The organism is Avibacterium sp. 20-132 (assembly GCF_023611925.1).
Lineage (GTDB): Bacteria > Pseudomonadota > Gammaproteobacteria > Enterobacterales > Pasteurellaceae > Avibacterium.
The window spans coordinates 495,333-519,029 of the sequence record NZ_CP091456.1; the positions used below are offsets into that span (position 1 = coordinate 495,333).

Here is a 23,697-nt window from a genome sequence, read left to right on the forward strand (position 1 = left end):
CAAAATTAAAATGGCGTTAATCTATCACGATTTTGCCATTAATTCATTATATTTCCGTTGCTATGCGTTTAATGTTTGGAGTAATTCCGTTACAAAATCCAACCGCACTTTATTCTCTGTTAAATCACGCTGAAATCTAAATTTCGTTGGGCCGTCAAAGCGATATACCGCCGGCGATTGCTGAATAAGTTGCAAGAATTTTGTCGGATCAAGGCTGGCTTTAGGAGAAAACTCAATAAAGCCACCTTGCGCCGTGGCTTCCATACGAATAATCTGTAATGGCTTAGCTTGCAAACGCAACTGGGCAATCTGTAATAAATTTTTTGCAGGTGTCGGCAATAAGCCAAAGCGATCGATTAATTCCACTTTTAATTCATCAAGCTCTTGGGCGTTTTCAGCACCAGCAATGCGTTTATAAAAACCAAGACGCATATTCACATCGCCTAAATAATCATCAGGTAACAAGGCGGGAATGCGTAAATCCATTTCAACTTGACGCTGAGTGAGTTCATCAAGGGAAGGCTCACGTCCCTCTTTCTGCGCATTCACGGCACTTTCTAGCAGATCCATATACAAAGAGAAACCAATGCTTTCAATTTGTCCGCTTTGTTCATCACCAAGTAATTCCCCAGCTCCACGAATTTCTAAATCTTGCGTTGCCAACATAAAACCTGCGCCAAGGTTATCGAGATTTTCTAATGCCTCAAGGCGTTTTACCGCATCTTTTGTCATCGCTTTCGGATGAGGCGTCAATAAATAGGCATAAGCTTGATGATGAGAACGCCCCACTCGCCCACGCAGTTGGTGTAATTGGGCTAAACCAAAACGATCCGCACGCTCGATGATGATAGTGTTCGCAGTAGGCACATCAATCCCTGTTTCAATAATGGTCGAGCAAACCAGTACGTTGTAGCGCTGATGATAAAAATCTGACATCACACGCTCTAACTCGCGTTCACGCATTTGTCCGTGTCCAATAACAATGCGCGCTTCAGGCACAAGTGCGGTTAAATTTTCAGCACAATTTTCAATACTTGCCACATCATTATGCAAATAATAAACCTGCCCACCACGTAGAATTTCACGCAAAATGGCTTCGCGGATAATTAAATCATCAGCTTGCCGTACAAAGGTTTTAATCGTCAAACGGCGTGCTGGTGGCGTGGAGATAATAGAGAGATCGCGAATACCATTCATTGCCATATTTAGCGTGCGTGGAATCGGCGTTGCCGTAAGGGTGAGAATATCCACATTGGCTCGCAATTGCTTAATTTTTTCTTTTTGACGCACGCCGAAACGGTGTTCCTCATCAATAATCAGCAAGCCTAGATCGTTAAATTTAACTTCTGGCTGAATAAGTTTATGTGTGCCAATCAAAATATCAATTTTCCCCTCTGCTAAAGCTGTAAGCAGCGTTTTTTGCTCTTTTGCTGTTTTAAAGCGGGAAAGCACTTCCACATTCACAGGTAAATTAGCAAAGCGATCTTTGAAATTTTCATAATGTTGTTGCGCAAGGAGAGTGGTCGGCACAAGTACGGCAACCTGCTTATGATTCATTACCGCTAAAAATGCGGCACGCATTGCCACTTCTGTTTTACCGAACCCAACATCACCACACACCAAACGATCCATTGCTTTCGGCTGGCACATATCAAAAATCACCGCATTGATTGCGGTCATTTGGTCTAGGGTTTCCTCAAAAGGGAAAGTAGCTGAAAACTGTCTAAATTCATCGTGATCATAATGAAATGCAAAGCCTTTTTGTGCTTCCCGTCGAGCATACACATCTAATAATTCTGCCGCCACATCACGAATTTTCTCAGCCGCTTTCTGACGGCTTTTCGCCCAAGCATCACTGCCTAATTTATGTAATGGTGCGGTTTCTTCTGAACCACCTACATAACGGCTAATTAAGTGGAGTGAAGTAACAGGCACATAAAGTTTAGAATCATTAGCATATTGCAACAGTAAGAATTCCGATTTTATCCCTGCATTTTCTAGTGTCACCAAGCCTGCATAACGCCCTACGCCGTGATCTAAATGCACCACAGGCTGACCAATTTTCAGTTCAGCCAAATGGCGGATTAAGGTATCTGGATTAACCGATTTTTGTCGATCTCGGCTACGCTGTTGCACACGTTCACCAAGTAATTCCGTTTCCGTAATCAATGCAATGGAATCGTTGCCTTTATCAATAATAAAGCCTCGATCTTGGCTACAAATCAGTAAATTTTGCTTCGCTTGTAAATCGGAAAGATGAGTAATTTGCTTTGGTCTTAACTTCAACGAACTAAGCAAATCAAGCAGGGTTTCTCGTCGCCCTTCTGTTTCAACACAAAACACAATATTCCCATTAAATTGCGTCATAAACTCACGCAAATTTTGGAGAGGTTCTTTTTGTTGTAGCTTTAAGCTTAAATCCGGTAAGCCTTGCACGGGTAAGTTTTGCTGACGTACAGAAGCGCGCGCCACTTTCTCCGCTTTCAAGGTGATTTTAGGAAAGTGTTTGATCTGATGATTAATTTGGTCAATCGGCAACCAAAGCTGATCTGGCGGTAATAAAGGACGCATAGGATCAACACGGCGACTTTCATAACGTTGCTCACAATCTTGATAAAAACGCTCGCCTTGTTGCTGATTGCTAGCAAAATCAACAAATAAAGTCTGTTCAGGCAAGTAATCAAATAAGGTTGCCATTTGCTCAAAAAACAGAGGTTGCCAATATTCAATCCCTGCCGCCAACGTGCCTTTGCTCACTTGCTGATAAATATGCTCTGGATCACGGCGAATTTCACCAAAAGTATCACGAAATTTTGTACGGAAAAACTCAATGCCTTTATGATCCGTAGGAAATTCTTGTGCTGGCAATAAACGAATAGAAGGAATTTCTTCTAATGTTCGCTGGCTATCTACATCAAAGGTGCGAATGCTCTCAATTTCCTCATCAAAAAAATCTAAGCGAAAAGGCACCGCACTTCCCATAGGAAAGAGATCGAGTAACGCACCACGCAATGCGTATTCACCGTGTTCCAACACTTGTTCCACAGCACGATATCCTGCATTTTCTAACTGCAAACGGAAATCGTTAATGACAATACGATCACCTTTTTTAACCAGTAAAACATTATGTTGCAAATACGCTGGCGGGCAAATTTTTTGCATTAAGGTACTGATTGGCAAAATAAAAATACCATTTTTTGCATTTTGCAAATGGAATAACGCACTGAGTCGGGAAGAAATAATATCTTGATGTGGCGAAAAACTGTCATAAGGCAAGGTTTCCCAATCAGGAAAAAAGGTAATCGGCTCAGAGATAATTTCTGCCAAAATTTTAGATAAACGTACCGCACTTCGTGTGTCTGGCGTAACAACAACCGTTAGTCCTTGATGTTGTTGGGCAATTTCAGCAATTGCTAAAACATCACTACCTGCAATGACATTAGCTAAAATTTTGTGATCATTCGCTTTTGTTGGGATATTCAAATCAAAATACATCATCATACTAAGTGCGGTGTTTTTTCCGTCTTTTTTAAGATTAAAAATACGGTTAGTCTAACGGAAATCCACGCATTTGCAAAGAAGAACACTGTTTTTTTACACAGTATAAAAATGCCAAAAATGACCACTCGCATTGACTGTCCCTATTTTAATCAGTTAGGTGATGAAGACAGAAAAACGCTTGACGAAAGCCGATGAAATCTTTATATTCTGCCTCTATTCCCAATGGTGAGATGTCCGAGTGGTTGAAGGAGCACGCCTGGAAAGCGTGTATGTGCGAAAGTGCATCGGGGGTTCGAATCCCCCTCTCACCGCCATCGCTGATATTTTTTCAGTTCTTTTTGTTCGTATTGTTCACTAACTTATTAAAAAACAAGGCTTTTTGTAGTTCGTTCTGTTTTTTTCTGTTCTTTTTGCGTGTTTTTGTTCTTGGCGAAATGATCCCAAATGATCCCTTTTTTGTTAGCTCTCACTTACAAAAATGGATTTTTTAGATTTTAGGGATCATTTCTTGAAATTTTTTAACTAAATCAAGAGCTAACACTATGACTAAAATTAACCAGACTTTTATCAATAAACTGAAAGCCACAGGCAAAGAAGAACGCTATTCATTAGGGCATAAACTCTTTTTAGTGATGACCCCTAAGGGTAGCAAGTCTTATCGTTATATTTACCGCTTACCCGATACTAAGGCGATTAGAAAAAAGAACCTTGGGCGGGCTGATATTATTTCCCTTGAAGAAGCGTTAAATATGACGATTTCTTACTTAGCTGATTTTATTATTAAAAACTATAACGCCTTAGCATTAATTGAGAACATCAATATGCTAGATTAGCTTTCGTTAGGCTGTAAACTTTGGGCGGTTTTATCACCGCCTTTTTTACTACATCAAGACTTAAAAATCTTTTATAAGATTTTTAATAGTGCTAATATTTGACCGAATTAAACATAATAAGGAATAACATAATGGCAATTCATCAAATCTTAACCCGCCACACCGCAAGCATTAGCGACTTGAAAAAAAATCCAATGGGGATCGTATCAGAAGGTACAGTAGAAGAAGGTGCAATCGCTATTCTAAACCGTAATGAACCCGTTTTTTACTGTATCAATCCCGCACTGTTTGCTGCTATCCAAGAAATGCTAGAAGATAAAGAATTAGGCGAAATTGCCACAAAACGTCTTGCCACTCTTGACCCTGTAGAGGTTAGCCTAGATGACCTATAAACTGCTTTTCGATAAACGGGCATTAAAGGAATGGCAAAAATTAGGCGACACCTTACGCCAGCAATTCAAAGCAAAACTTATTGAACGGTTAGAAAACCCTCACGTTCCAAGTGATAAATTGCACGGTTATCAAACACTCTATAAAATCAAATTGCGATCAGCAGGCTATCGGCTTGTTTATGATGTAAATGACAATAAAATTACGGTGATCGTGCTTTCAGTTGGCAAAAGAAATCGACTAGAAGCCTATAAAAAAGCCCTATTAAGAAAAACCCAGTAACGGGATTTTGTGCTAGCTGAACGGAACAAAATGGGGAAATCGCTTGTAAAAATCCCTAGCCTTGCCGCCTTTTCTATTCCTACTTTATACTCAAGCAAGGGGGTTTAGATCCCTGAAGCAGATAAAGAAAATAGAAAACCATAGAAAATACAGTAAGTTAGGCAAAAGAATTGAAATACCCTCTCACCGCCATTCTATCTTTCAAAATTCTCTTTTTTGTCATTAAAAAAGGATTTATTCCGTAAAATAAATCCCTTAGTCTATTCATTGTAAAATGATGATTATCCCTCAATCCCTTCAAACAATGCGGTACTTAAATAACGCTCTGCGGCGGAAGGAAGGATCGCAACGATCAGTTTATCGGCAAATTCAGGCAATTTTGCCAGACGATCGGCTGCTGCGACCGCCGCACCTGATGAAATCCCCGCTAAAATCCCTTCTTCCGCCATTAAACGGCGAGCTGTGGCAATAGCGGTTTCACTGTTTACCTGCTCTACGCGATCAATTAAAGAAAGATCAAGGTTTTTCGGGATAAACCCGGCACCAATACCTTGGATTTTATGTGGACCAGGTTTCACTTCTTCGCCATTTAAGGTTTGCGTAATGACTGGACTTTCTTCGGGTTCAACGGCAACAGAAAGAATTTGTTTCCCTTTATCTAGTTTGATCGCACGTGAGATCCCTGTGATTGTCCCGCCAGTTCCCACGCCAGCTACCACAACATCTACCTTGCCTTCTGTATCATTCCAAATTTCTACGCCCGTAGTTTGACGATGAATATCAGGATTCGCTGGATTTTCAAATTGTTTAAGCATCACATAACGGTTAGGATCACTGACCACAATTTCTTCTGCGGCAGCAATTGCCCCTTTCATTCCTTTTGCGCCTTCTGTTAACACTAGATTGACACCTAAACCTCTTAATAAACGTTTACGTTCAGAACTCATTGTTTCAGGCATAGTGAGAGTCAGTTTATAACCTCGCGCTGCTGCCACATAAGCGAGTGCGATGCCTGTATTACCGCTAGTGGCATCAACAATTTCTTTCTCTTTGGTGAGAATGCCATCTTTTTCCGCTTGCCAAATCATATTCGCCCCAATACGGCATTTCACACTAAAACTTGGATTTCGCCCTTCAATTTTTACGACCAGATTTCCATTATTACCAAAATGTTTTAAACGGACTAATGGCGTATTGCCGATTGAATAAGAATTATCACTGTAAATCGTCATTGTGTTCACCTATTTGATTTAATTGAAAGTGCGGTTAGTTTTAGCATAGTTTTTCTGCAATAAAAAATAGCCGTTGGCTATATTTTATAACCAACGGCTATTTACGCACTCATTTCAACTAATTAATAAAACGATTTGGCTGATGTTTTAATTGCTCTTGTTGATGATTAACAATTTTGGTGCGGTGATTTTGCGCTGACTGCTTATGTGGTTTAAATGCAAATAAGGCATTATCTCGATATTTTTCCACCCACATTGCTGTTGCACCGCATACTGCGACGGGAATAATCACTAAATTAATGACTGGTACAAAAGTACAAAAAGTTACTAAGCTACCAAAGGTTAAGCTGAGCGTACGCGTTTCGCCTAATTCATTACGCATAATGCGAAAAGGAATTTTATGGTTATCAAAAGGATAATCACAATACTGAATCGCCATCATCCACGCGGTAAATAAAAAGGTTAGCACAGGCACCACGGATTGCCCTAATACAGGGATAAAACTTAATAAAAACAAGGCAATTATTTTTGGTAGGCTATACCATAATTTTTGCCATTCACGCCCTAACATTCGAGGAATATCTTTGAGGAAATCGATTGTACTCATTTCAATCAGATTTTCCCCCGTGAGCCTTTGCTCCACTTTTTCCGCTAATAAACCATTAAACGGGGCGGCAATAAAGCCTGAAAGCATAGTAAATGCAAAATAAAACAGGGTTAAAATCATAAAAATGGATAATGCTAACAAAATCCCACTAAGCCACGCTAACCAATCAGGCACATAACTCATCAATTCATCAATTAATCCACCAATATTACTGATAAATAGCCAAAACAAGCCTGAAAGTAATAAGATATTGAGCAAAACCGGCATAATAACAAAACGTCTTAAGCCTTTTTGTGTAATCAAATGCCAGCCCATCACGAAATAATGAAAACCTTCGCTAAGTTCCTTTGCTTGTAACATTTTTTGTTTCCTAATCAAATAAAATGCGATGTAGCATACAAAGTGCGGTAAAAAAAATCAATTTTTACATATCACCGAATTTGCAAAATATGGTAAGCTATCGGCAAATTTATTCCGCCCTTTAATTTAATGTTGGGAGAATGCAAGTAATGGATTTGAATACTATTTTGATTATTTTAGGGGTAATTGCCTTAATCGTTTTAGTGGCTCACGGGATATGGTCTAATCGCCGTGAAAAATCGCAAATTTTTGAAAATGGCAATACATTTAGCAAAGATTATCGCGTTCGCCAGCCACAAGAAAATATTAATCAGCACATTCAGAATGAAAATGCTTCACAATCTGTGCCTGAAAACCTTCAGCCAGCCCAACAGCATTTAGATTTTGAGGCTGAACAATATAACTTTTCAACACCGCAACGAGAAGAATCTCAAAATGTAGAGCAGGCAATTAATCAAATTAAAATTAGCTTGCCAAATGAGCCAGAACCCATTCAAGCCAGTGTTGAGCCAGTTGTGAACTATCAAACACCCCAACATTTGGCAACGGCAACCATCTCGGAAATTGAAGCAACGCTCAATACTGATGAAGGAATTCACGCCGAACACAAATTATCTGAGGTGCTAGCTAGCGCGTCTGAAACTCACCTTCAAATTGAACGTGAACGTCCAACCATCGAATTTGAGGAAGTCGCAGAAAACACGCCAACACCACAAGTGGAAGAAAAACAGACAACGCAAGCAGCAGATTTTCTAATGCTCTATGTCGTCTCACCAGAAAATCGTGATTTTAATGGGGCGGAGTTAGCCAAAGTGCTTGATGACCTTGGTTTTCTTTTTGGACATCAACAAATTTACCACCGTCATTTGGATCTCAGCGTTGCAAGCCCAGTGCTATTCAGTGCAGCAAATATTCAACAGCCCGGTACGTTTGATCCAAACAATATGGCAGATTTCTACACAGTCGGCATTGCGTTATTTATGCAACTACCGTCGCACGGTAATGATTTAGTCAATTTACGAATGATGATCCGTGCCGCCAAAACCATTGCCGAAGAACTGGGTGGTTTTGTACTTACCGATAAACAAGAAATTTTTGATGATAATGCGGAAAAAACGTATTTCGCCAAAGTGAGTGCTTAAAAAGACTGAAAAAAGCACCGCACTTTCTTTTATCGCAAATGGCGGGCCGAAGTGTCCGCCTTAATTATTTGCCTTATAGTAAAACAGCAGTGCGGTGATTTTTTAGAAGGAATTGATAATGACAGAACAAAATCCTCTTGTCCAACAAATTGAACAATTACGCCAAACCTTGAGATATCACGAATATCAGTATCACGTCTTGGACGACCCACAAATTCCTGATGCAGAATATGATCGTTTATTTCACCAGTTAAAAGCCTTAGAACAGGCACATCCTGAATTTTTGGATAGTCATTCGCCCACCCAACGCGTGGGGGCAAAACCGCTTTCGGGCTTTGCTCAGGTAACCCACGAAATTCCAATGCTATCCTTAGATAACGCATTTTCTGATGAGGAATTTACTGCCTTTGTAAAACGTATTCAAGATCGTTTAGGCGTGTTGCCCGATCCATTAACCTTCTGTTGTGAACCCAAATTAGATGGTTTAGCGGTAAGTATTTTGTATGAAAATGGTATCCTCACCCAAGCCGCCACCCGTGGCGATGGAACGACTGGGGAGGACATCACAGCGAATATTCGTACCATTCGCAATATTCCTTTGCAACTTTTAACTGACAACCCTCCCGTACGTTTGGAAGTTCGCGGTGAAGTGTTTATGCCACAAGCAGGTTTTGAAAAACTCAATGAAATGGCGTTAGCCAAAGGGGAAAAAACCTTTGCCAATCCTCGCAATGCGGCAGCAGGCTCATTGCGTCAGCTTGATCCAAAAATCACTCGCCAACGCCCATTAATGCTGAATGCTTATGGTATTGGCGTTGCCGAAGGCGTATCGCTACCTAATACCCATTTTGATCGCCTACAATGGCTAAAATCTATCGGTATTCCTATTAATAAAGAAATTGAACGCTGTAATGGTGTCGAAAATGTGCTGAAATTCTACCGCACTATGGCAGAAAAACGCCCTCATTTAGGCTACGACATTGATGGTACGGTGCTAAAAATTAACGATATTGCATTGCAGGAACAGCTTGGCTTTATTTCCAAAGCACCACGTTGGGCAATTGCTTATAAATTCCCCGCGCAAGAAGAACTCACCGTGCTAAATGATGTGGAATTTCAAGTTGGCAGAACGGGGGCAATCACACCTGTGGCAAAACTTGAACCGGTCTTTGTTGGCGGGGTTACCGTCAGCAATGCCACATTACATAATGGCGATGAAATCGAACGTTTGAATATCGCTATTGGCGACACAGTCATTATCCGTCGCGCTGGTGATGTGATCCCACAAATTATTGGCGTAGTGGCAGATCGCCGTCCAGCCGATGCCAAACCCATTATTTTTCCAAGCCATTGTCCTGTATGTGGTTCTGTGATCGTGCGTATTGATGGCGAAGCCGTAGCACGTTGCACCGGTGGCTTATTCTGCGAGGCACAACGTAAAGAAGCACTCAAACACTTCGTTTCTCGTAAAGCAATGGATATTGATGGTGTGGGCGCAAAACTGATTGAACAACTGGTAGATCGTGAGCTTATTCACACCCCAGCGGATCTGTTTAAATTAGATGAAGTAACCTTAATGCGTTTAGAACGTATGGGGGCAAAATCGGCAGAAAATGCGTTAAATAGCTTAGAAAAAGCCAAAAATACCACGCTTGCACGCTTTATTTTTGCCTTAGGCATTCGAGATGTTGGAGAAGCGACCGCGCAAAATCTCGCTAATCATTTCAAAAATCTGGATGCCATTAAACAGGCAGAGATCGCACAACTCCAAGAAGTTCCAGATGTTGGCGAAGTTGTGGCAAACCGTATTTTTGTCTTCTGGCGTGAACAGCATAATGTAGATGTGGTGAATGATCTTATCAACCAAGGCATACACTGGGACGATGTGCAAGTGCAAGAAGTGGGCGAAAATCCACTGAAAGGTAAAACCGTGGTACTCACTGGCACACTCACCCAAATGGCACGCAATGATGCCAAAGCCTTATTGCAACAACTCGGCAGTAAAGTAACAGGCAGTGTCTCTGCCAAAACGGATTATTTGATCGCAGGCGATAACGCAGGTTCAAAACTCAACAAAGCCCTTGAATTAGGCGTCAAGATTTTAACCGAAGAGGAATTTCTCGCTATGGCGAATTCAATTTAATTATGCCGAAAATAATAAAGAGCGGTAAAAAATCATCACATTTACCACCGCTCTTTTTTATTTTAAATCAATCAGTTATAGAATAAAACGACTTAAATCTTCATTTTCTACCACTTCGCCTAAGGCCTCTGCAACATAAGCGCCATCAATGACTACTTGCTCACCATTCATATCGCTGGCATTAAACGAGATTTTATCCATTAAGCGTTCCATCACCGTATGTAAGCGACGTGCACCGATGTTTTCCGTTTTCTCGTTTACACGGAAAGCTGCTTCAGCAATTTTCTTAATTGCATCTTGGGTAAAGGTGATGTTTACGCCTTCTGTTGCCATTAACGCTTTATATTGCTCTGTTAGAGAGGCGTTTGGTTCAGTAAGAATTCGCTCAAAATCCTCTGCACTTAGTGCTGAGAGTTCTACGCGAATTGGCAAGCGACCTTGTAATTCAGGGATGAGATCAGAAGGGCGCGCCACTTGGAATGCGCCAGAGGCAATAAATAAAATATGATCGGTTTTTACCATTCCGTGTTTGGTGCTAACCGTTGAGCCTTCAACTAATGGCAATAAATCACGCTGTACGCCTTCACGGGAAACATCTGCACCGCTGTATTCGCCTTTTTTACAGATTTTGTCGATTTCATCAATAAAGACAATACCGTTTTGTTCTACCGCTTCAATTGCTTTTTGTTTGAGATCTTCAGGGTTAATTAATTTCGCCGCTTCATCATCAACAAGGGCTTTGAATGCGTCCTTAATTTTCATTTTGCGAGTTTTGGTTTTGCCACTGGAAAGATTTTGGAACATTGATTGCAACTGGCTTGTCATTTCTTCCATTCCCGGTGGCGCCATAATTTCAACGCCCATTGAAGGGGCAGCAACATCAATATCAATTTCACGATCATCAAGCTGTCCTTCACGTAATTTTTTGCGGAATACTTGACGAGTACTGCTATTGGTATCGTGATTTTCCACTTCACCCCATTGGTTTTTTGCCGGTGGTAAGAGTGCATCTAAAATGCGATCTTCTGCCGCTTCTTCTGCACGGAAACGATTTTTTTCAATTTCTGTCTGACGAACTAATTTCATCGCACTGTCGGTTAGATCACGAATGATCGAATCCACTTCTTTCCCGACATAGCCCACTTCGGTAAATTTGGTGGCCTCCACTTTAATGAAAGGCGCATTGGCTAATTTTGCTAAACGGCGGGCAATTTCCGTTTTACCCACCCCAGTAGGCCCGATCATTAAAATATTTTTTGGTGTTACTTCGTGGCGTAATGGCTCTTGTAATTGCATTCTACGCCAGCGATTACGCAATGCGATTGCCACGGCTCTTTTGGCATCAGCTTGTCCGATAATATGTTGATCTAATTCAGAAACAATTTCACGAGGGGTCATTTCAGACATAATTTAATCCTTTTTGATAAGCCATTTATAGTATGAATAAATGGAATTAATGTGATGCTAATTTAAGTACAATAACACCACTTACAATCATTATTGCTCCCAATGCTCGCCAAAATGTGAGTGCATCATTGCAACAAAGCACGCCAACGATAAACGCACCAGCAGCACCGATTCCTGTCCATACCGCATAGGCGGTTCCCATTGGGATAGTCCGTTGTGCAAGGTAAAGTAATAATCCACTGCCTACCATAAAAACAACGGCAAGTAATGAACCTAGCACCACTTTATTGGGTTGAGTGGCCATTTTTAGTCCAATTGGCCAGCCAATTTCAAGCAAGCCGGCACAAACTAAATAAAGCCACGCCATTATGGCAATTCTTCAATGGTGAAATTTGTGTTGGTATAAACGCAAATATCGCCAGCAATTTTGAGTGATTTTTCTACGATTTCACGGGCAGAAAGATCGGTGTTTTGTACTAACGCACGTGCCGCAGACATCGCATAATTGCCGCCTGAACCAATCGCCAGAATTTGATCTTCTTCTGGCTGAACCACATCACCAATCCCCGTAATAATTAAACTTTCTTTTTCATCGGCGACAATAAGCATCGCTTCTAACTTGCGTAACGCACGATCTGTCCGCCAATCTTTCGCTAATTCCACCGCACTTTTTAGTAAATGCCCTTGGTGCATTTCCAATTTACGCTCAAATAATTCAAATAAGGTAAAGGCATCTGCTGTTCCTCCAGCAAATCCTGCTAACACTTTGTTATTATATAAACGGCGAACTTTACGGGCATTGCCTTTCATTACCGTATTGCCGAGAGAGACTTGGCCATCGCCACCGACAACAACTTTCCCGTTGCGACGGACACTTACTATTGTGGTCATACTTTTTCCTTTTTTAGCTAAAAGAGATGGCTATAAAATTAGGGCAAAAATTTAAATTTCAAGATAATAATCTGTATTTCTTTTAGAAAAATGCTGTCCCAGCTATTCCCATAAGAAAAGCAAGAAAAATGCCTAATCCCACATAATTATTATTAAGAAAGGCGTTAAAGCAGTCTTCACGACGACGATGACGGGTGAGTTTACATTGATAAATAAAAAGCAGTGCGGTTAGCGCAAGTACAATAAAATAGCTGTAATGCAAATGAGATTGGTAGCCGATAATAACCAACAGCCCCAAAGCAATAGATTGCAATAATGCAATGATTTTATTGTCATATTGCGCAAATAAGATCGCCGTGGATTTCACCCCAATTCGTAAATCGTCATCACGATCCACCATTGCATATTGGGTGTCATAAGCCACTGTCCAAGCAAGATTGGCAATAAATAATAACCAACATTCCAAAGGAAGTTGTTCAATTAATGCGCCATAAGCCATTGGAATAGACCAGCCGAAAGCCGCCCCTAAGAAAAACTGGGGAAGATGGGTATAACGCTTCATAAAGGGATAAATAAAGGCTAACAAGACGGCAATAAAGGACAAACCAATCGCGTAGTAATTCAAAAATAGCACCAAAATAAAAGCGCAGAAAATAAGCCCTGCAAAAAGTAATTTCGCCTCTTTCTCGCTGACTTTTCCTGTTGCCAAAGGGCGTTGTGACGTGCGTTTCACTTTGCCATCAATATGACGATCGGCATAATCATTGATCACACAACCAGCGGCACGCATAATGATGACGCCAAGGACAAAAACGATTAACACCGAAACCGGCGGAATGCTTTTCTCTGCCAAAAACAATGCCCAAAGTGTTGGCCACAATAACAATAATGTGCCAATGGGTTTGTCAAAACGCATTAATTGTGCGTAAGCAGTCAGTTTTTCCGAAAGTTGTGGCATAGTCCTAAATTAGCTAAATCAAAAGTGCGGTTATTTTACTTGAAAAAAGGGAAAAGGTCTTGAACAAATTGATCTATATCAATAAGATAGCGTTTTATTCTTTTATTTACCGCCAAAAACAAGGAAAAAAATGACCGCACTTAAAGAAATCACACCACAGCAAGCTTGGCAAATGATGAATGAAGAAAATGCCACGTTGGTGGATATTCGCGATTTCCCTCGTTTTACCCATAGCCACCCAAAAGGGGCTTTTCATTTGACGAATCAAAGCTATGGCGAATTTCAACAAAAAGTGGATTATGATGATCCTATCATCGTGAGCTGTTATCACGGTATCAGCAGCCGCAATGTGGGGGCGTTTCTTATCGAGCAAGGCTACGATAACGTATATAGTATGCAGGGTGGCTTTATGGGGTGGGAACAAGCTGATTTACCGCTAGAAGGCGAAGCTGTATCAGAAAGTTAAGCAAGAAAAAAGGCGGAAATACCGCCTTCTGTTTATTCTGATTTAATCGGAAAAATCACTTTTTCTTTTGATTTAGCTAACAAATATCCTGCCACCAAGCCCACCAATGCAAAAGGTAGCCATTCGATGGAATAAGGCTTAAGTGGAAGTTGGTCGAGCAAATCAATTTTGCCTGAACCTAGCACGGATAAAATCGACACAAATGTCACCAAACCAATCGCTAAGCGGTGAGCCAAGATCGGCATTGGCAAAAATAAATTCAGTAGCAACAGCAAAATCACCGTAATGGTAATAGGGTATAAAATCATCAACACAGGCAAAGAAAGCCCAATCACTTCTTTCAACCCAAGATTGGCGATTACAAAGCTAATCAGACAAAATAAGATAGCATAAGTGCGGTAAGAAAATCGCGGAAATTGTTGGTGAAAATAACTACTAACCGAAGCACACAGCCCTACCGCGGTAGTCAAACAAGCCAACGATACAATGATATTCAGCACCATTCGTCCTAGCTCACCAAAAGCCATTGTCGTAACCTGATTTAAAATATAAGTACCAAGATCCTGCTTATTTTGCTGTAACTGTGCCAGCACGTCAGGGCTAATCATTAAGTTATTGCCTACCCAGCCAAGGGAAATGTAAATCAATGCTAAGGCAATACCGGCGATTATTGCGGCAAAAATGGTTTGTTTTTGTAATGAAACGGTTTTTACCGCACTGGATTTGATCGCCCCTAACACCATCGTAGAAAATGCGATAGAAGCCAATGCATCCATCGTTAAATAGCCGTTAATTGCTCCATTGAAGAAATCCGTATGACTTGCAACAGTCGGCATTGGCAAAGGTGTTTTCCCAACCAGCATTATCCCCGCTTTTACCACTAAAGCAATTATCGCAAGCAACAATACTGGCGTGAGAATAGAGCCAATACGCTCCACCATTTTAGACGGATTTAGGCTCAACCATAAGCTGAGCATAAAATATACAAACGTAAATAACAATTGAGAAAGGCTATCGGCTTCTTTAAGAAAGGGAATCATCACCATTTCATAAGACATTGCGCCGGTTCTTGGTCCAGCAAAAAAAGGCCCAACTGCAAGGGAAATGGAAACCAAAAACAGTACAGAAAACCACGGATGAATTTGCCTTAATGCCACAATATATCCACCACGGTAAAAAGCGCTCACAATAATACCAAGCAATGGCAAGCCCACACCAGTTAGCACAAAGCCTGAAATAGAAGGCAAAAATGCCGTTCCTGTTTCAAAGCCTAATTTAGGCGGGAAAATCAGATTTCCCGCACCAAAAAAAATCGCAAAAAGCATAAACCCAATAATAAAGGTATTTTTTGTCATTCAACTTTTCCTTTATTTTTTCCAGTTTTTCAACGCATCGGCAAAGGCATTACCCATTGCACTATTATTTTGTGGTTTACGCTGTAGCTGTGGACTACGAGGATTTTTTGCCGCTAAAGTGCGGTGATTTTTTTCATTATTTTCTGCTTTATCCCCTGCTTGTTCATCTAAACGCATCGTTAAGGCGATACGCTTGCGGGCCACATCCACTTCCAAGACTTTCACTTTTACAATATCACCGGTTTTCACCACATCGTGCGGATCTTCAACAAATTTATTGGAAAGCGAAGAAATATGCACAAGCCCATCTTGATGAACACCAATATCCACAAACGCCCCAAAATTGGTTACATTAGTTACCGTGCCTTCAAGGATCATTCCTGCTTTCAAATCACTGATTTCTTCCACACCGTCCATAAAGGTGGCCGTTTTAAACTCGCCACGCGGATCACGTCCCGGTTTTTCTAATTCTTTGAAAATATCTTGCACTGTTGGTAAACCAAATTGTTCATCAATAAATTGTTTTGCATCTAACTGACGAATCGCACTGGCGTTGCCCATTAAATCTTGAATAGATTGCTGAGTTGCTTGCAAGATTTTTTCCACCACGGGATAGGTTTCTGGGTGAACACCTGACGCATCAAGAGGATTTTGCCCAGCTGAAATACGCATAAAGCCTGCGCATTGTTCAAAGGCTTTTGGCCCTAAACGAGAAACTTTTTTCAGCTCTTCGCGGTTTTCAAAACGGCCATTTTCATCACGAAATTGCACGATATTTTGCGCGAGCGTTTTGGTCATTCCTGCCACGCGAGAAAGCAACGGTACAGAGGCGGTATTGAGATCCACGCCCACCGCATTTACACAATCTTCCACCACCGCATCTAATTTACGCGCCAGTTGAGTTTGATTGACATCGTGCTGGTATTGCCCCACGCCAATGGCTTTCGGCTCAATTTTCACTAATTCTGCCAATGGATCTTGCAAACGGCGCGCAATAGACACCGCCCCCCGTAAAGACACATCAAGCTGTGGAAATTCTTGTGCGGCTAATTCTGATGCAGAATACACGGAAGCCCCCGCTTCACTGACGACTACCGTTTGTGGTTTTTGCCCTGAGATTTGTTTTACCACCTCTTTAGCAAAACGCTCCGTTTCTCTTGATGCCGTACCATTACCAATAGCAATCAGTTCCACATTATGGCGTTCGATTAATTGATAAAGGCTTGCCATTGCTGCTGCCGTTTGTCCTGTGTGTGGATAAACCGTATCCGTTGCCAATAATTTACCCGTATTATCCACAACCGCCACTTTTACCCCTGTTCGCAAACCGGGATCTAGCCCCATTGTGTTTTTTGCTCCGGCTGGTGCCGCCATTAAAAGTGCGGTAAGATTTCGAGCAAATACATTGATTGCCTCATCTTCTGCTTTTTCACGCAATTGGCTCATTAATTCCGTTTCTAAATGGAGTGAAACCTTAATCCGCCACGTCCAGCTTATCACCTGCTCACGCCATTTGTCCGCTGGCTGTTGGTTAAAATGTACGCCCAGATGCTGACGAATAATTTCCTCGCAATAACTTTGACGCGCCCCTTCTTCTTGTTCGGGATCCGCATTTAAACTTAACTGTAAAATGCCTTCATTGCGTCCACGGAACATTGCCAAAGCGCGGTGAGAAGGCACATTATGCCAAAGCTCTTGGTGCTCAAAATAATCTTGGAATTTTTCGCCTTCTTGTTCTTTGCCCTCTAAAACTTTAGAAATTAACACCGCACTTTGTTGTAAATACTGACGCACTTTCGCCAATAATTGGGCATCTTCCGCAAAGCGTTCCATTAAAATATAACGTGCGCCGTCTAATACCGCCTTGCTATCGGCAAAGCCTTTTTCCGCATCAATATAAGCGCTTGCTACGGTTTCAGGATCTTGGTTTGGATCATTCCATAAACGATCAGCCAGCGGTTCAAGCCCTGCTTCAATGGCGATTTGCCCTTTGGTACGGCGTTTCGGCTTGTACGGCAAATATAAATCTTCTAACTCCGTCTTGCTTTGAGTTTGTTGGATTTGGTTGCGTAATTCGTCCGTTAATTTGCCCTGTTCTTCAATAGATTTTAAAATCGTTTGACGGCGATCTTCTAACTCACGCAAATAAATCAAGCGCGTTTCAAAATGGCGTAATTGAGTGTCATCTAAGCCACCAGTAACCTCTTTACGATAACGAGCAATAAAAGGAATGGTATTGCCTTCATCTAATAATTGAATGGCAGCAAGAATTTGCTGTGGTTGCACCGTTAATTCAGCGGCAATGATCTGTGAAATTTGTTGATTTAACATTGGCGTTTATTCATTAGTAAAAGTAAAAATTCGCCATAGGATACTGGTTTTATGGGCTTTGCTCAAATGTTTCTTTGCTCATAAAGTTAGCCTACAATTTTTCTTGTTATTTTTTTACTTTTACACTAAATTGTAGAAACGTTGCTATAAGGAAATAAAAATGACGATTATGACTAGCCGAGAATTTAACCAGCATCTCAATCAGGCACAAAAAGCAGCACAAATCGCGCCTGTTATTGTAACAAATCGCGGTGAACCCACTTATGTACTAATGAGCTATGCAGATTACCAGAAAATGTTGCAATCTCATTCTCCCCGTAATGCTTTAGAGGCATTAACGCCACAAGATGAGGCGGATATTGAGTTAGACATTCCACCTCGTTCAATAAAGCAACGCACGCCGCTTGAGTTTGATGAATGAGGGAAAAATGTATTTTATTGACACCAATGTATTAAGTGAAATTCGTAAAATTAAAAGTGGTAAAGCAAACCAAGGGGTCATTAATTGGTTATCTGAAATTAATGAACAACAAATTTATACGAATATTATCGTAATGATGGAATTGGAACGTGGCATTTTAGCCAAAGAACGTAAAGATCCTTGGCAAGGAAAAATACTCCGTCAATGGTTTGAACATACGATAAAGACAGGCTTTTCAAATCGTATCCTTCATCTTAATGATAAAACAGCGAAAATTTGTGCTACCTTACACATTCCCGATCATTGTCCTGAGAATGACGCTTGGATTGCTGCCAGCGCTATTCAATATGGTCTGACGCTAGTTACACGAAATACCGCAGATTTCTCGCGTATGGGCGTAAAATTATTGAATCCATTTGATAAATAAGTTTTATCCATTCAAAGGTAAAGGAATAGCAAAATGCCAAAATCAAACTACATCACACGCAGTGGCTGGAATAAATTAGATCAAGAATTAAAATTTCTATGGAAAGAAGAGCGCCCAAAAGTTACTCAAGCGGTTTCTGATGCCGCTGCGTTAGGCGATCGTAGTGAAAATGCCGAATATATTTATGGTAAACGCCGTTTACGTGAAATTGATCGCCGTGTGCGTTTTTTGACAAAACGTTTAGAAGTGTTGCAGATTGTAGATTATCACCCAAGACAAGAAGGCAAAATTTTTTTTGGTGCTTGGGTTAGCCTTGAAAATGAAAATGGCGAGGAAAGTCAATACCGTATTGTGGGCTGCGATGAATTTGATCCAGCTAAGAATTGGATTTCCATCGACAGCCCCGTAGCCCGCGCGTTGATTGGCAAAGAAGTCGATGATGAAGTGAAAGTCCATACACCATCGGGCTTGGTAACATTATTTGTGAATAAAATTTGGTATGAGATATAGCCTCAAATCCCCTCATCAAATCCCCTCATTTTCTACGCAAGCCGTTCTTTTTATTTTTTGTTGTGCTGAAAGGGTCGTGATGCCTTGATTTGCACTGGCTAGGGCTTGCGCCACCAATTCTGGAAATGTCAGTTCATCCTTTGCCATTATGGTTTCAATCAACATTTGTAAATTCGTGCCAACAATAACTTCTGTGCGCTCAAACTGTTGGGCAATCATTGCACATTGACGAAATGGTGTGCCACCTAAAATATCACAGCAAAAAAGTACCGCACTTGCATTTTCCGCTATGAGATATTGTGCGATGTTTTGATGTAGCTGTTCGGGCGTGATTTGCTTATCATCAAAATCAAAAAATGCCACATTGGGATATTGCCCGATAATTTGTTCCAACGCGCTTTGTAGTCCTGTGGCGAAATGTCCGTGTCCACTCACGATCAAGATTGTCATTTTTTCTCCTTATTGATAAAAAATGCCGAGCAAATACTCGGCATTTGTCATCACTCATTTTATAAGATACCCGCAAAACGTCCGCCAATACCAATAACTACGGTGAGAATAATTAAGCGTAATGGCGACCAATTACGTTTCACCAAGTAGTACATCAATAAGGTGTACACCAACGGCAAGAAAGCTGGCATAAGTTTATCAAGCACATCCGCTTGCACTTTCACCACGGCATCGCCTGCGGTGATTTCTGCGCTAGTTTGGAAACGAATGTAAGTGGCAACTAATGCCCCAATCACAGTCATACCAATCATTGATGCGGCGTGCGACACTTTTTTCGTGTTAGCTTTAATGGTTGGAATAGCTGCTACCCCCATTTTGTAGGCATAGTGTGCTAAACCAAAACGTAAACCGAAATGCACGATATTGAATACGACAAAGAAGAAAATCGCTCCAAGGATCGAACCTTGTAAAGCAAGGCTTGCACCGATCCCGCCACAAATGGGTAGCAAGGTAAACCAAAATAAGGCATCCCCAATGCCGCCTAAGGGCGCACCCACTGCAATTTTTGTACTTTGAATCGCGTTTACTTCCTGTTTGGAGCGCTCCATTGCCAGCACAATTCCCATAACGAACGTAACAAGGAATGGATGGGTATTAAAAAAGCCCAAATGCCCTTTCATTGCCTTACTTAAATCCGCTTTGTTAGTATGAATTTTTTTCAATGCAGGGCTAATTCCATATAACCAACCTGCTGCTTGCATACGCTCATAATTGAAAGAGGCTTGAAGTAATAAAGAACGCCACGCCATCGTATTAATATCAGCTTTAGTCAGTTCTTTTCCCATTGTTTGATCTTCGTACACATTATCATTTTGTACGTTTTGACGTGCTTTAGATTCCATCTTGAAACTCCTCTTTTGGCGTTGCTTTCGTTTCAGTATTCCCCTTACGCATATAGTCAATAAGAGCCATTGCAACCGCTGCAGCAGCAATCGCTAACACAGGAAGCTTAAGCCAAGCTGCCCCCACAAAACCGAGAATAAAATAAGGGATATAGGCATTTTTCATCATAATTTTCATCAATACTGCAAACCCGATGGCCGGCATAATGCCTCCAGCAACACCCAAGCCGTCAATCACTTCTTTTGGCAACATTGCAATGATTTTCCCTGCATATTCCGCGCCAAAGTAAGTTGGCAAGAACGCACAGAAGAAATAGAACGTACCTAGCACTAACAAACCAAGGTAGTTCACATAATCAATGCCTTTGAGATTCGCTTCTTCCGCCATTTGATCACAACGAGACATCACCGCTGACATAACAGAGAACAGAAAGGTGATTCCCATTTGTACCGCAATAGCAAAAGGCACTGCCACACCAACCGCAACTTTCGGATCGGTTTTCGTCGTGATGGCAAATGCAGTTCCCACAATAGTGCCGATAATCACATTGGGTGGTTGCGCACCTGCCAATGGTGCAAGCCCCATCCAGACTAATTCGAGGGTACCGCCAACTAAGATCCCTGTTTGCAAATCCCCTAAAATCGCCCCTACAATAGGTCCTAATACAACGGGTCTATGAAAATGTGTTAAACCATTATAGAGGTCAAGACCTGCAAAAAATGCGAGTACACCCAATAAGAGTGCCTGTAAAAGTCCAATTTCCATCGTTTCCTCTCTTCTTTCTTACAATAATTTAAATAAATCTATTGCCTCTTCGGTTGGTACACCTTGGATAAAACACTGCACACCAAGCTGACGTAGCTGTTCAAATGCCGCTCTATCTTTCTCATTTACGGATACGGTTTTATGGATCTGCGTTTTGCCCTCCTCATAATGCATATTGCCTACGTTGATTTTGTCAATGGGTACCCCACCTTGCACTAAGGTTAAAAAATCACTCGGTGTTTTGCACACAAGCAAGATTTTTTGCCTATCCGCTGCGCGATGGATATTATCAATCACCTTTTGTAATGGCCAAAAACGCACATCGATCCCTTCCGCTAATACCATTTCCATTAGGTTTTGTTGCATTGGATCTTCGGCCACTTCATCATTAGCAACCAGCACCAAATTAGCTCCCGCAAAACCAACCCACTGCACCCCAACCTGCCCGTGGATTAAACGCTCATCAATTCGATTTAACACAATATTTGGCATAGTACACTCCTTGATAACTCATTCTGAGTATCTTCTTTTTACGCCTAAAAAATAGGAAATGCAAAGAACAAAATAAGGAAGTGTGATGAAGATCTAAAAATATTTTTATCGTATAGTAAGGAACATTAGCATCATAAAAATCAGCTTATGCGGTCTCATTTTAAAATAGAATAATAAAAAGAAAAAAGACAAGCACATAGATTATACGCAAAATACACATCACTTACCTTTCAAATAAATAAGACAATAAGTTACAACTGATATGAAATAATGATTTCAACTAACGATAATAAGAAAGCAAGGGTATTATTCTTAATTTTGATTAGCGATAAAAAAACCACTTATCCTATAAGTGGTTTCGTAACGGATTGAGGATCAATGCACCTCTTTAATTCGCAGCTCTTTTGGTACTTCAAACACGGTGTTTTCTTCGCAGCCTTGTAGCTCTTCTACTTGCGTTACACCTAGTTCTTTTAAGCGATTTACCACAGATTGCACTAGCACTTCTGGCGCAGAAGCGCCGGCGGTAATGCCTATGGTGGAGACCTCTTTGAGCCAAGCAATGTCAATATCATTAGCATCATCAATCAATTGAGCCGTTACCCCCATTCTTGTGGCAAGTTCTGCTAAGCGGTTGGAATTTGAAGAGTTTTTTGAGCCAACTACGATGACTAAATCCGCCATCTTAGCTAATTCTCTTACCGCTTGTTGGCGATTGGTGGTGGCATAACAAATATCATTTTTACGCGGTCCTTGAATAGCGGGATATTTCTCTTTCAACGCGGCGATCACTTCACTGGTATCATCAATAGAAAGGGTGGTTTGCGTCATAAAAGTGATGTCATCATCCTTTGTTAAGGCTAATTTTGCTATATCTTCCACATCTTCCACCAAATAAATTCCGCCTTCTGCATTATCATATTGCCCCATTGTACCTTCTACTTCTGGGTGGCCTTCGTGTCCGATTAGCACAGCTTTAGTGCCTTTTCGGCTAGCTCGTGCCACTTGCATATGCACTTTGGTTACTAACGGACAAGTCGCATCAAAGACTTTCAATGCACGTCTTTTGGCTTCTTGACGAACAGCTTGAGAAACGCCGTGGGCAGAAAAAATGACGATAGCACCATCTGGCACTTCATCTAATTCTTCTACAAACACGGCGCCACGTTCACGCAATCCATTAACCACAAAGCGGTTATGTACCACTTCGTGGCGCACATAAATCGGCGCACCGTGAATTTCTAAGGCTAATTCGACAATGCTAATTGCACGATCTACCCCAGCACAAAAACCACGTGGATTGGCTAAAATAATTTTCACTTGGCTTTCTCCGTTTTTTTCTCATTATTTTTAATCGCATCAATAGCAAGCAATGCCGCGCCAATACAAATAGCAATATCCGCTACATTAAACACGGGATAATGCCATTGTTGCCAGTAGAAATCAAAAAAATCCACCACAAAGCCGTGATAAGCCCGATCAGTCATATTGGCTAATGCCCCACCAATAATTAACGCATAGGCGGTATTTTGTAAGCGTTGGCTCGCTTTATTTTTTGCTAAGAAAACCGTGAGTATTACGGAAATCCCAATGGCAAGTAAGATAAAAAAACTTTTCTGCCAACCTGAATGATCCGCTAAAAAACTAAATGCCGCACCATAATTTCGCACATAGGTCAGGTTAAAAATAGGCAAAATGTGGATACTTTCATATAGCTCAAAATGACTGACCACGAAATATTTAGTCAATAAATCTAAACAAAACGCCACTGCACTTAGCCAGAGAAATAATAAACCTGATTTAGATTTTGACATCTATTTGCTCCAAAATG

24 protein-coding genes and 1 tRNA gene are annotated in these 23,697 nt (G+C 41.1%); 10 read left to right on the forward strand and 15 right to left on the reverse strand.

What is annotated here, in order from left to right; translation table 11 throughout:
* Positions 1–60: 60 nt before the first annotated feature.
* Positions 61–3,495 carry a transcription-repair coupling factor gene (gene mfd, locus L4F93_RS02260; RefSeq protein ID WP_250351604.1) on the reverse strand — a complete coding sequence of 1,145 codons (3,435 nt, stop codon included), beginning with the start codon at positions 3,493–3,495 and terminating at the stop codon, positions 61–63.
* A gap of 230 nt (positions 3,496–3,725) precedes the next feature.
* On the opposite strand from mfd, the gene L4F93_RS02265 reads away from it, so the two are divergent.
* The 4 genes from L4F93_RS02265 to L4F93_RS02280 all read left to right on the forward strand — a co-directional run bounded on the left by L4F93_RS02265 (position 3,726) and on the right by L4F93_RS02280 (position 5,006).
* Positions 3,726–3,815 (forward strand) — tRNA-Ser (locus tag L4F93_RS02265).
* A gap of 228 nt (positions 3,816–4,043) precedes the next feature.
* Positions 4,044–4,334, forward strand: coding sequence for an Arm DNA-binding domain-containing protein (locus tag L4F93_RS02270; RefSeq protein ID WP_250350930.1), 291 nt, complete (start codon positions 4,044–4,046; stop codon positions 4,332–4,334).
* A gap of 131 nt (positions 4,335–4,465) precedes the next feature.
* Positions 4,466–4,726 carry a type II toxin-antitoxin system Phd/YefM family antitoxin gene (locus L4F93_RS02275; RefSeq protein ID WP_250350931.1) on the forward strand — a complete coding sequence of 87 codons (261 nt, stop codon included), beginning with the start codon at positions 4,466–4,468 and terminating at the stop codon, positions 4,724–4,726.
* On the forward strand, positions 4,716–5,006 hold the full coding sequence (locus L4F93_RS02280; RefSeq protein ID WP_250350932.1) for a type II toxin-antitoxin system RelE family toxin: 291 nt from the start codon (positions 4,716–4,718) through the stop codon (positions 5,004–5,006). The genes L4F93_RS02275 and L4F93_RS02280 overlap by 11 nt, the downstream gene beginning before the upstream one ends.
* A 281-nt stretch (positions 5,007–5,287) precedes the next feature.
* Here L4F93_RS02280 and cysK read toward each other — a convergent pair whose 3' ends face one another.
* Positions 5,288–6,238 carry a cysteine synthase A gene (gene cysK / locus L4F93_RS02285; protein WP_250350933.1) on the reverse strand — a complete coding sequence of 317 codons (951 nt, stop codon included), beginning with the start codon at positions 6,236–6,238 and terminating at the stop codon, positions 5,288–5,290.
* A 118-nt stretch (positions 6,239–6,356) separates the two neighbouring features.
* On the reverse strand, positions 6,357–7,205 hold the full coding sequence (gene cysZ / locus L4F93_RS02290; RefSeq protein ID WP_250350934.1) for a sulfate transporter CysZ: 849 nt from the start codon (positions 7,203–7,205) through the stop codon (positions 6,357–6,359).
* Between the two features lie 149 nt (positions 7,206–7,354).
* On the opposite strand from cysZ, the gene zipA reads away from it, so the two are divergent.
* Together zipA and ligA are read left to right on the forward strand one after the other, a co-directional pair.
* Complete coding sequence (zipA, locus tag L4F93_RS02295; protein ID WP_250350935.1) at positions 7,355–8,347, forward strand: cell division protein ZipA; 993 nt, start codon at positions 7,355–7,357, stop codon at positions 8,345–8,347.
* A 118-nt stretch (positions 8,348–8,465) separates the two neighbouring features.
* Positions 8,466–10,490, forward strand: a complete 2,025-nt coding sequence (gene ligA, locus L4F93_RS02300) for an NAD-dependent DNA ligase LigA (protein ID WP_250350936.1) — start codon at positions 8,466–8,468, stop codon at positions 10,488–10,490.
* Between the two features lie 75 nt (positions 10,491–10,565).
* Here the strand turns inward: ligA and hslU are convergent, their stop codons facing one another.
* From hslU to ubiA, 4 genes are all read right to left on the reverse strand, one after another.
* On the reverse strand, positions 10,566–11,897 hold the full coding sequence (hslU, locus tag L4F93_RS02305; protein WP_250350937.1) for an HslU--HslV peptidase ATPase subunit: 1,332 nt from the start codon (positions 11,895–11,897) through the stop codon (positions 10,566–10,568).
* A gap of 46 nt (positions 11,898–11,943) precedes the next feature.
* The gene (locus tag L4F93_RS02310) at positions 11,944–12,264 is read right to left on the reverse strand and encodes a DMT family transporter (protein WP_250350938.1); all 321 of its coding nucleotides are present in this window, start codon (positions 12,262–12,264) and stop codon (positions 11,944–11,946) included.
* Positions 12,264–12,788: an ATP-dependent protease subunit HslV gene (gene hslV / locus L4F93_RS02315; RefSeq protein WP_017805350.1), complete on the reverse strand. Its 525-nt coding sequence runs from the start codon at positions 12,786–12,788 to the stop codon at positions 12,264–12,266. The genes L4F93_RS02310 and hslV overlap by 1 nt, the downstream gene beginning before the upstream one ends.
* A gap of 82 nt (positions 12,789–12,870) precedes the next feature.
* Entirely contained in the window at positions 12,871–13,746 is an 876-nt protein-coding gene (ubiA, locus tag L4F93_RS02320; protein WP_250350939.1) for a 4-hydroxybenzoate octaprenyltransferase, read from the reverse strand.
* Between the two features lie 130 nt (positions 13,747–13,876).
* Here ubiA and glpE point away from each other — a divergent pair, with 130 nt between their 5' ends.
* Positions 13,877–14,212, forward strand: a complete 336-nt coding sequence (glpE, locus tag L4F93_RS02325) for a thiosulfate sulfurtransferase GlpE (RefSeq protein WP_250350940.1) — start codon at positions 13,877–13,879, stop codon at positions 14,210–14,212.
* A 32-nt stretch (positions 14,213–14,244) separates the two neighbouring features.
* Here glpE and brnQ read toward each other — a convergent pair whose 3' ends face one another.
* Both brnQ and L4F93_RS02335 read right to left on the reverse strand, forming a co-directional pair.
* Positions 14,245–15,567, reverse strand: a complete 1,323-nt coding sequence (brnQ, locus tag L4F93_RS02330; protein WP_250350941.1) for a branched-chain amino acid transport system II carrier protein — start codon at positions 15,565–15,567, stop codon at positions 14,245–14,247.
* 12 nt (positions 15,568–15,579) lie between these two features.
* Entirely contained in the window at positions 15,580–17,898 is a 2,319-nt protein-coding gene (locus L4F93_RS02335) for a Tex family protein (RefSeq protein ID WP_250350942.1), read from the reverse strand.
* 160 nt (positions 17,899–18,058) lie between these two features.
* On the opposite strand from L4F93_RS02335, the gene L4F93_RS02340 reads away from it, so the two are divergent.
* From L4F93_RS02340 to greB, 3 genes are read left to right on the forward strand one after another with little or no spacing between them, the layout of a single operon-like run.
* On the forward strand, positions 18,059–18,319 hold the full coding sequence (locus L4F93_RS02340; RefSeq protein ID WP_250350943.1) for a type II toxin-antitoxin system Phd/YefM family antitoxin: 261 nt from the start codon (positions 18,059–18,061) through the stop codon (positions 18,317–18,319).
* A gap of 7 nt (positions 18,320–18,326) precedes the next feature.
* Positions 18,327–18,746: a type II toxin-antitoxin system VapC family toxin gene (locus tag L4F93_RS02345; RefSeq protein ID WP_250350944.1), complete on the forward strand. Its 420-nt coding sequence runs from the start codon at positions 18,327–18,329 to the stop codon at positions 18,744–18,746.
* Positions 18,747–18,779: 33 nt separating this feature from the next.
* Positions 18,780–19,256 carry a transcription elongation factor GreB gene (gene greB, locus L4F93_RS02350; protein ID WP_250350945.1) on the forward strand — a complete coding sequence of 159 codons (477 nt, stop codon included), beginning with the start codon at positions 18,780–18,782 and terminating at the stop codon, positions 19,254–19,256.
* 15 nt (positions 19,257–19,271) lie between these two features.
* On the opposite strand, the gene agaF is transcribed toward greB, so the two are convergent.
* From agaF to lspA, 6 genes are all read right to left on the reverse strand, one after another.
* Positions 19,272–19,706 carry a PTS galactosamine/N-acetylgalactosamine transporter subunit IIA gene (agaF, locus tag L4F93_RS02355; RefSeq protein WP_250350946.1) on the reverse strand — a complete coding sequence of 145 codons (435 nt, stop codon included), beginning with the start codon at positions 19,704–19,706 and terminating at the stop codon, positions 19,272–19,274.
* Between the two features lie 59 nt (positions 19,707–19,765).
* The gene (agaE, locus tag L4F93_RS02360; protein WP_250350947.1) at positions 19,766–20,608 is read right to left on the reverse strand and encodes a PTS N-acetylgalactosamine transporter subunit IID; all 843 of its coding nucleotides are present in this window, start codon (positions 20,606–20,608) and stop codon (positions 19,766–19,768) included.
* Complete coding sequence (agaW, locus tag L4F93_RS02365) at positions 20,598–21,374, reverse strand: PTS N-acetylgalactosamine transporter subunit IIC (protein ID WP_250350948.1); 777 nt, start codon at positions 21,372–21,374, stop codon at positions 20,598–20,600. The genes agaE and agaW overlap by 11 nt, the downstream gene beginning before the upstream one ends.
* 18 nt (positions 21,375–21,392) lie before the next feature.
* Positions 21,393–21,866 (reverse strand): PTS N-acetylgalactosamine transporter subunit IIB, encoded by a 474-nt coding sequence (agaV, locus tag L4F93_RS02370; protein ID WP_250350949.1) that lies wholly within the window; start codon positions 21,864–21,866, stop codon positions 21,393–21,395.
* Positions 21,867–22,241: 375 nt separating this feature from the next.
* Entirely contained in the window at positions 22,242–23,186 is a 945-nt protein-coding gene (gene ispH, locus L4F93_RS02375; RefSeq protein ID WP_250350950.1) for a 4-hydroxy-3-methylbut-2-enyl diphosphate reductase, read from the reverse strand.
* Entirely contained in the window at positions 23,183–23,680 is a 498-nt protein-coding gene (gene lspA / locus L4F93_RS02380; RefSeq protein ID WP_250350951.1) for a signal peptidase II, read from the reverse strand. The genes ispH and lspA overlap by 4 nt, the downstream gene beginning before the upstream one ends.
* Between the last annotated feature and the right edge of the window lie 17 nt (positions 23,681–23,697).

What these genes read in the sequence shown, in the direction of transcription:
- agaV (WP_250350949.1), bottom strand. Translation starts at nt 21,866, where the DNA reads ATGCCAAATATTGTGTTAAATCGAATTGATGAGCGTTTAATCCACGGG.
- brnQ (WP_250350941.1), bottom strand. Translation starts at nt 15,567, where the DNA reads ATGACAAAAAATACCTTTATTATTGGGTTTATGCTTTTTGCGATTTTT.
- L4F93_RS02270 (WP_250350930.1), top strand. Translation starts at nt 4,044, where the DNA reads ATGACTAAAATTAACCAGACTTTTATCAATAAACTGAAAGCCACAGGC.
- mfd (WP_250351604.1), bottom strand. Translation starts at nt 3,495, where the DNA reads ATGTATTTTGATTTGAATATCCCAACAAAAGCGAATGATCACAAAATT.
- lspA (WP_250350951.1), bottom strand. Translation starts at nt 23,680, where the DNA reads ATGTCAAAATCTAAATCAGGTTTATTATTTCTCTGGCTAAGTGCAGTG.
- L4F93_RS02345 (WP_250350944.1), top strand. Translation starts at nt 18,327, where the DNA reads ATGTATTTTATTGACACCAATGTATTAAGTGAAATTCGTAAAATTAAA.
- cysK (WP_250350933.1), bottom strand. Translation starts at nt 6,238, where the DNA reads ATGACGATTTACAGTGATAATTCTTATTCAATCGGCAATACGCCATTA.
- agaF (WP_250350946.1), bottom strand. Translation starts at nt 19,706, where the DNA reads ATGACAATCTTGATCGTGAGTGGACACGGACATTTCGCCACAGGACTA.
- L4F93_RS02310 (WP_250350938.1), bottom strand. Translation starts at nt 12,264, where the DNA reads ATGGCGTGGCTTTATTTAGTTTGTGCCGGCTTGCTTGAAATTGGCTGG.
- agaE (WP_250350947.1), bottom strand. Translation starts at nt 20,608, where the DNA reads ATGGAATCTAAAGCACGTCAAAACGTACAAAATGATAATGTGTACGAA.
- cysZ (WP_250350934.1), bottom strand. Translation starts at nt 7,205, where the DNA reads ATGTTACAAGCAAAGGAACTTAGCGAAGGTTTTCATTATTTCGTGATG.
- glpE (WP_250350940.1), top strand. Translation starts at nt 13,877, where the DNA reads ATGACCGCACTTAAAGAAATCACACCACAGCAAGCTTGGCAAATGATG.
- zipA (WP_250350935.1), top strand. Translation starts at nt 7,355, where the DNA reads ATGGATTTGAATACTATTTTGATTATTTTAGGGGTAATTGCCTTAATC.
- L4F93_RS02340 (WP_250350943.1), top strand. Translation starts at nt 18,059, where the DNA reads ATGACGATTATGACTAGCCGAGAATTTAACCAGCATCTCAATCAGGCA.
- greB (WP_250350945.1), top strand. Translation starts at nt 18,780, where the DNA reads ATGCCAAAATCAAACTACATCACACGCAGTGGCTGGAATAAATTAGAT.
- hslV (WP_017805350.1), bottom strand. Translation starts at nt 12,788, where the DNA reads ATGACCACAATAGTAAGTGTCCGTCGCAACGGGAAAGTTGTTGTCGGT.
- hslU (WP_250350937.1), bottom strand. Translation starts at nt 11,897, where the DNA reads ATGTCTGAAATGACCCCTCGTGAAATTGTTTCTGAATTAGATCAACAT.
- L4F93_RS02280 (WP_250350932.1), top strand. Translation starts at nt 4,716, where the DNA reads ATGACCTATAAACTGCTTTTCGATAAACGGGCATTAAAGGAATGGCAA.
- agaW (WP_250350948.1), bottom strand. Translation starts at nt 21,374, where the DNA reads ATGGAAATTGGACTTTTACAGGCACTCTTATTGGGTGTACTCGCATTT.
- ligA (WP_250350936.1), top strand. Translation starts at nt 8,466, where the DNA reads ATGACAGAACAAAATCCTCTTGTCCAACAAATTGAACAATTACGCCAA.
- L4F93_RS02275 (WP_250350931.1), top strand. Translation starts at nt 4,466, where the DNA reads ATGGCAATTCATCAAATCTTAACCCGCCACACCGCAAGCATTAGCGAC.
- ubiA (WP_250350939.1), bottom strand. Translation starts at nt 13,746, where the DNA reads ATGCCACAACTTTCGGAAAAACTGACTGCTTACGCACAATTAATGCGT.
- L4F93_RS02335 (WP_250350942.1), bottom strand. Translation starts at nt 17,898, where the DNA reads ATGTTAAATCAACAAATTTCACAGATCATTGCCGCTGAATTAACGGTG.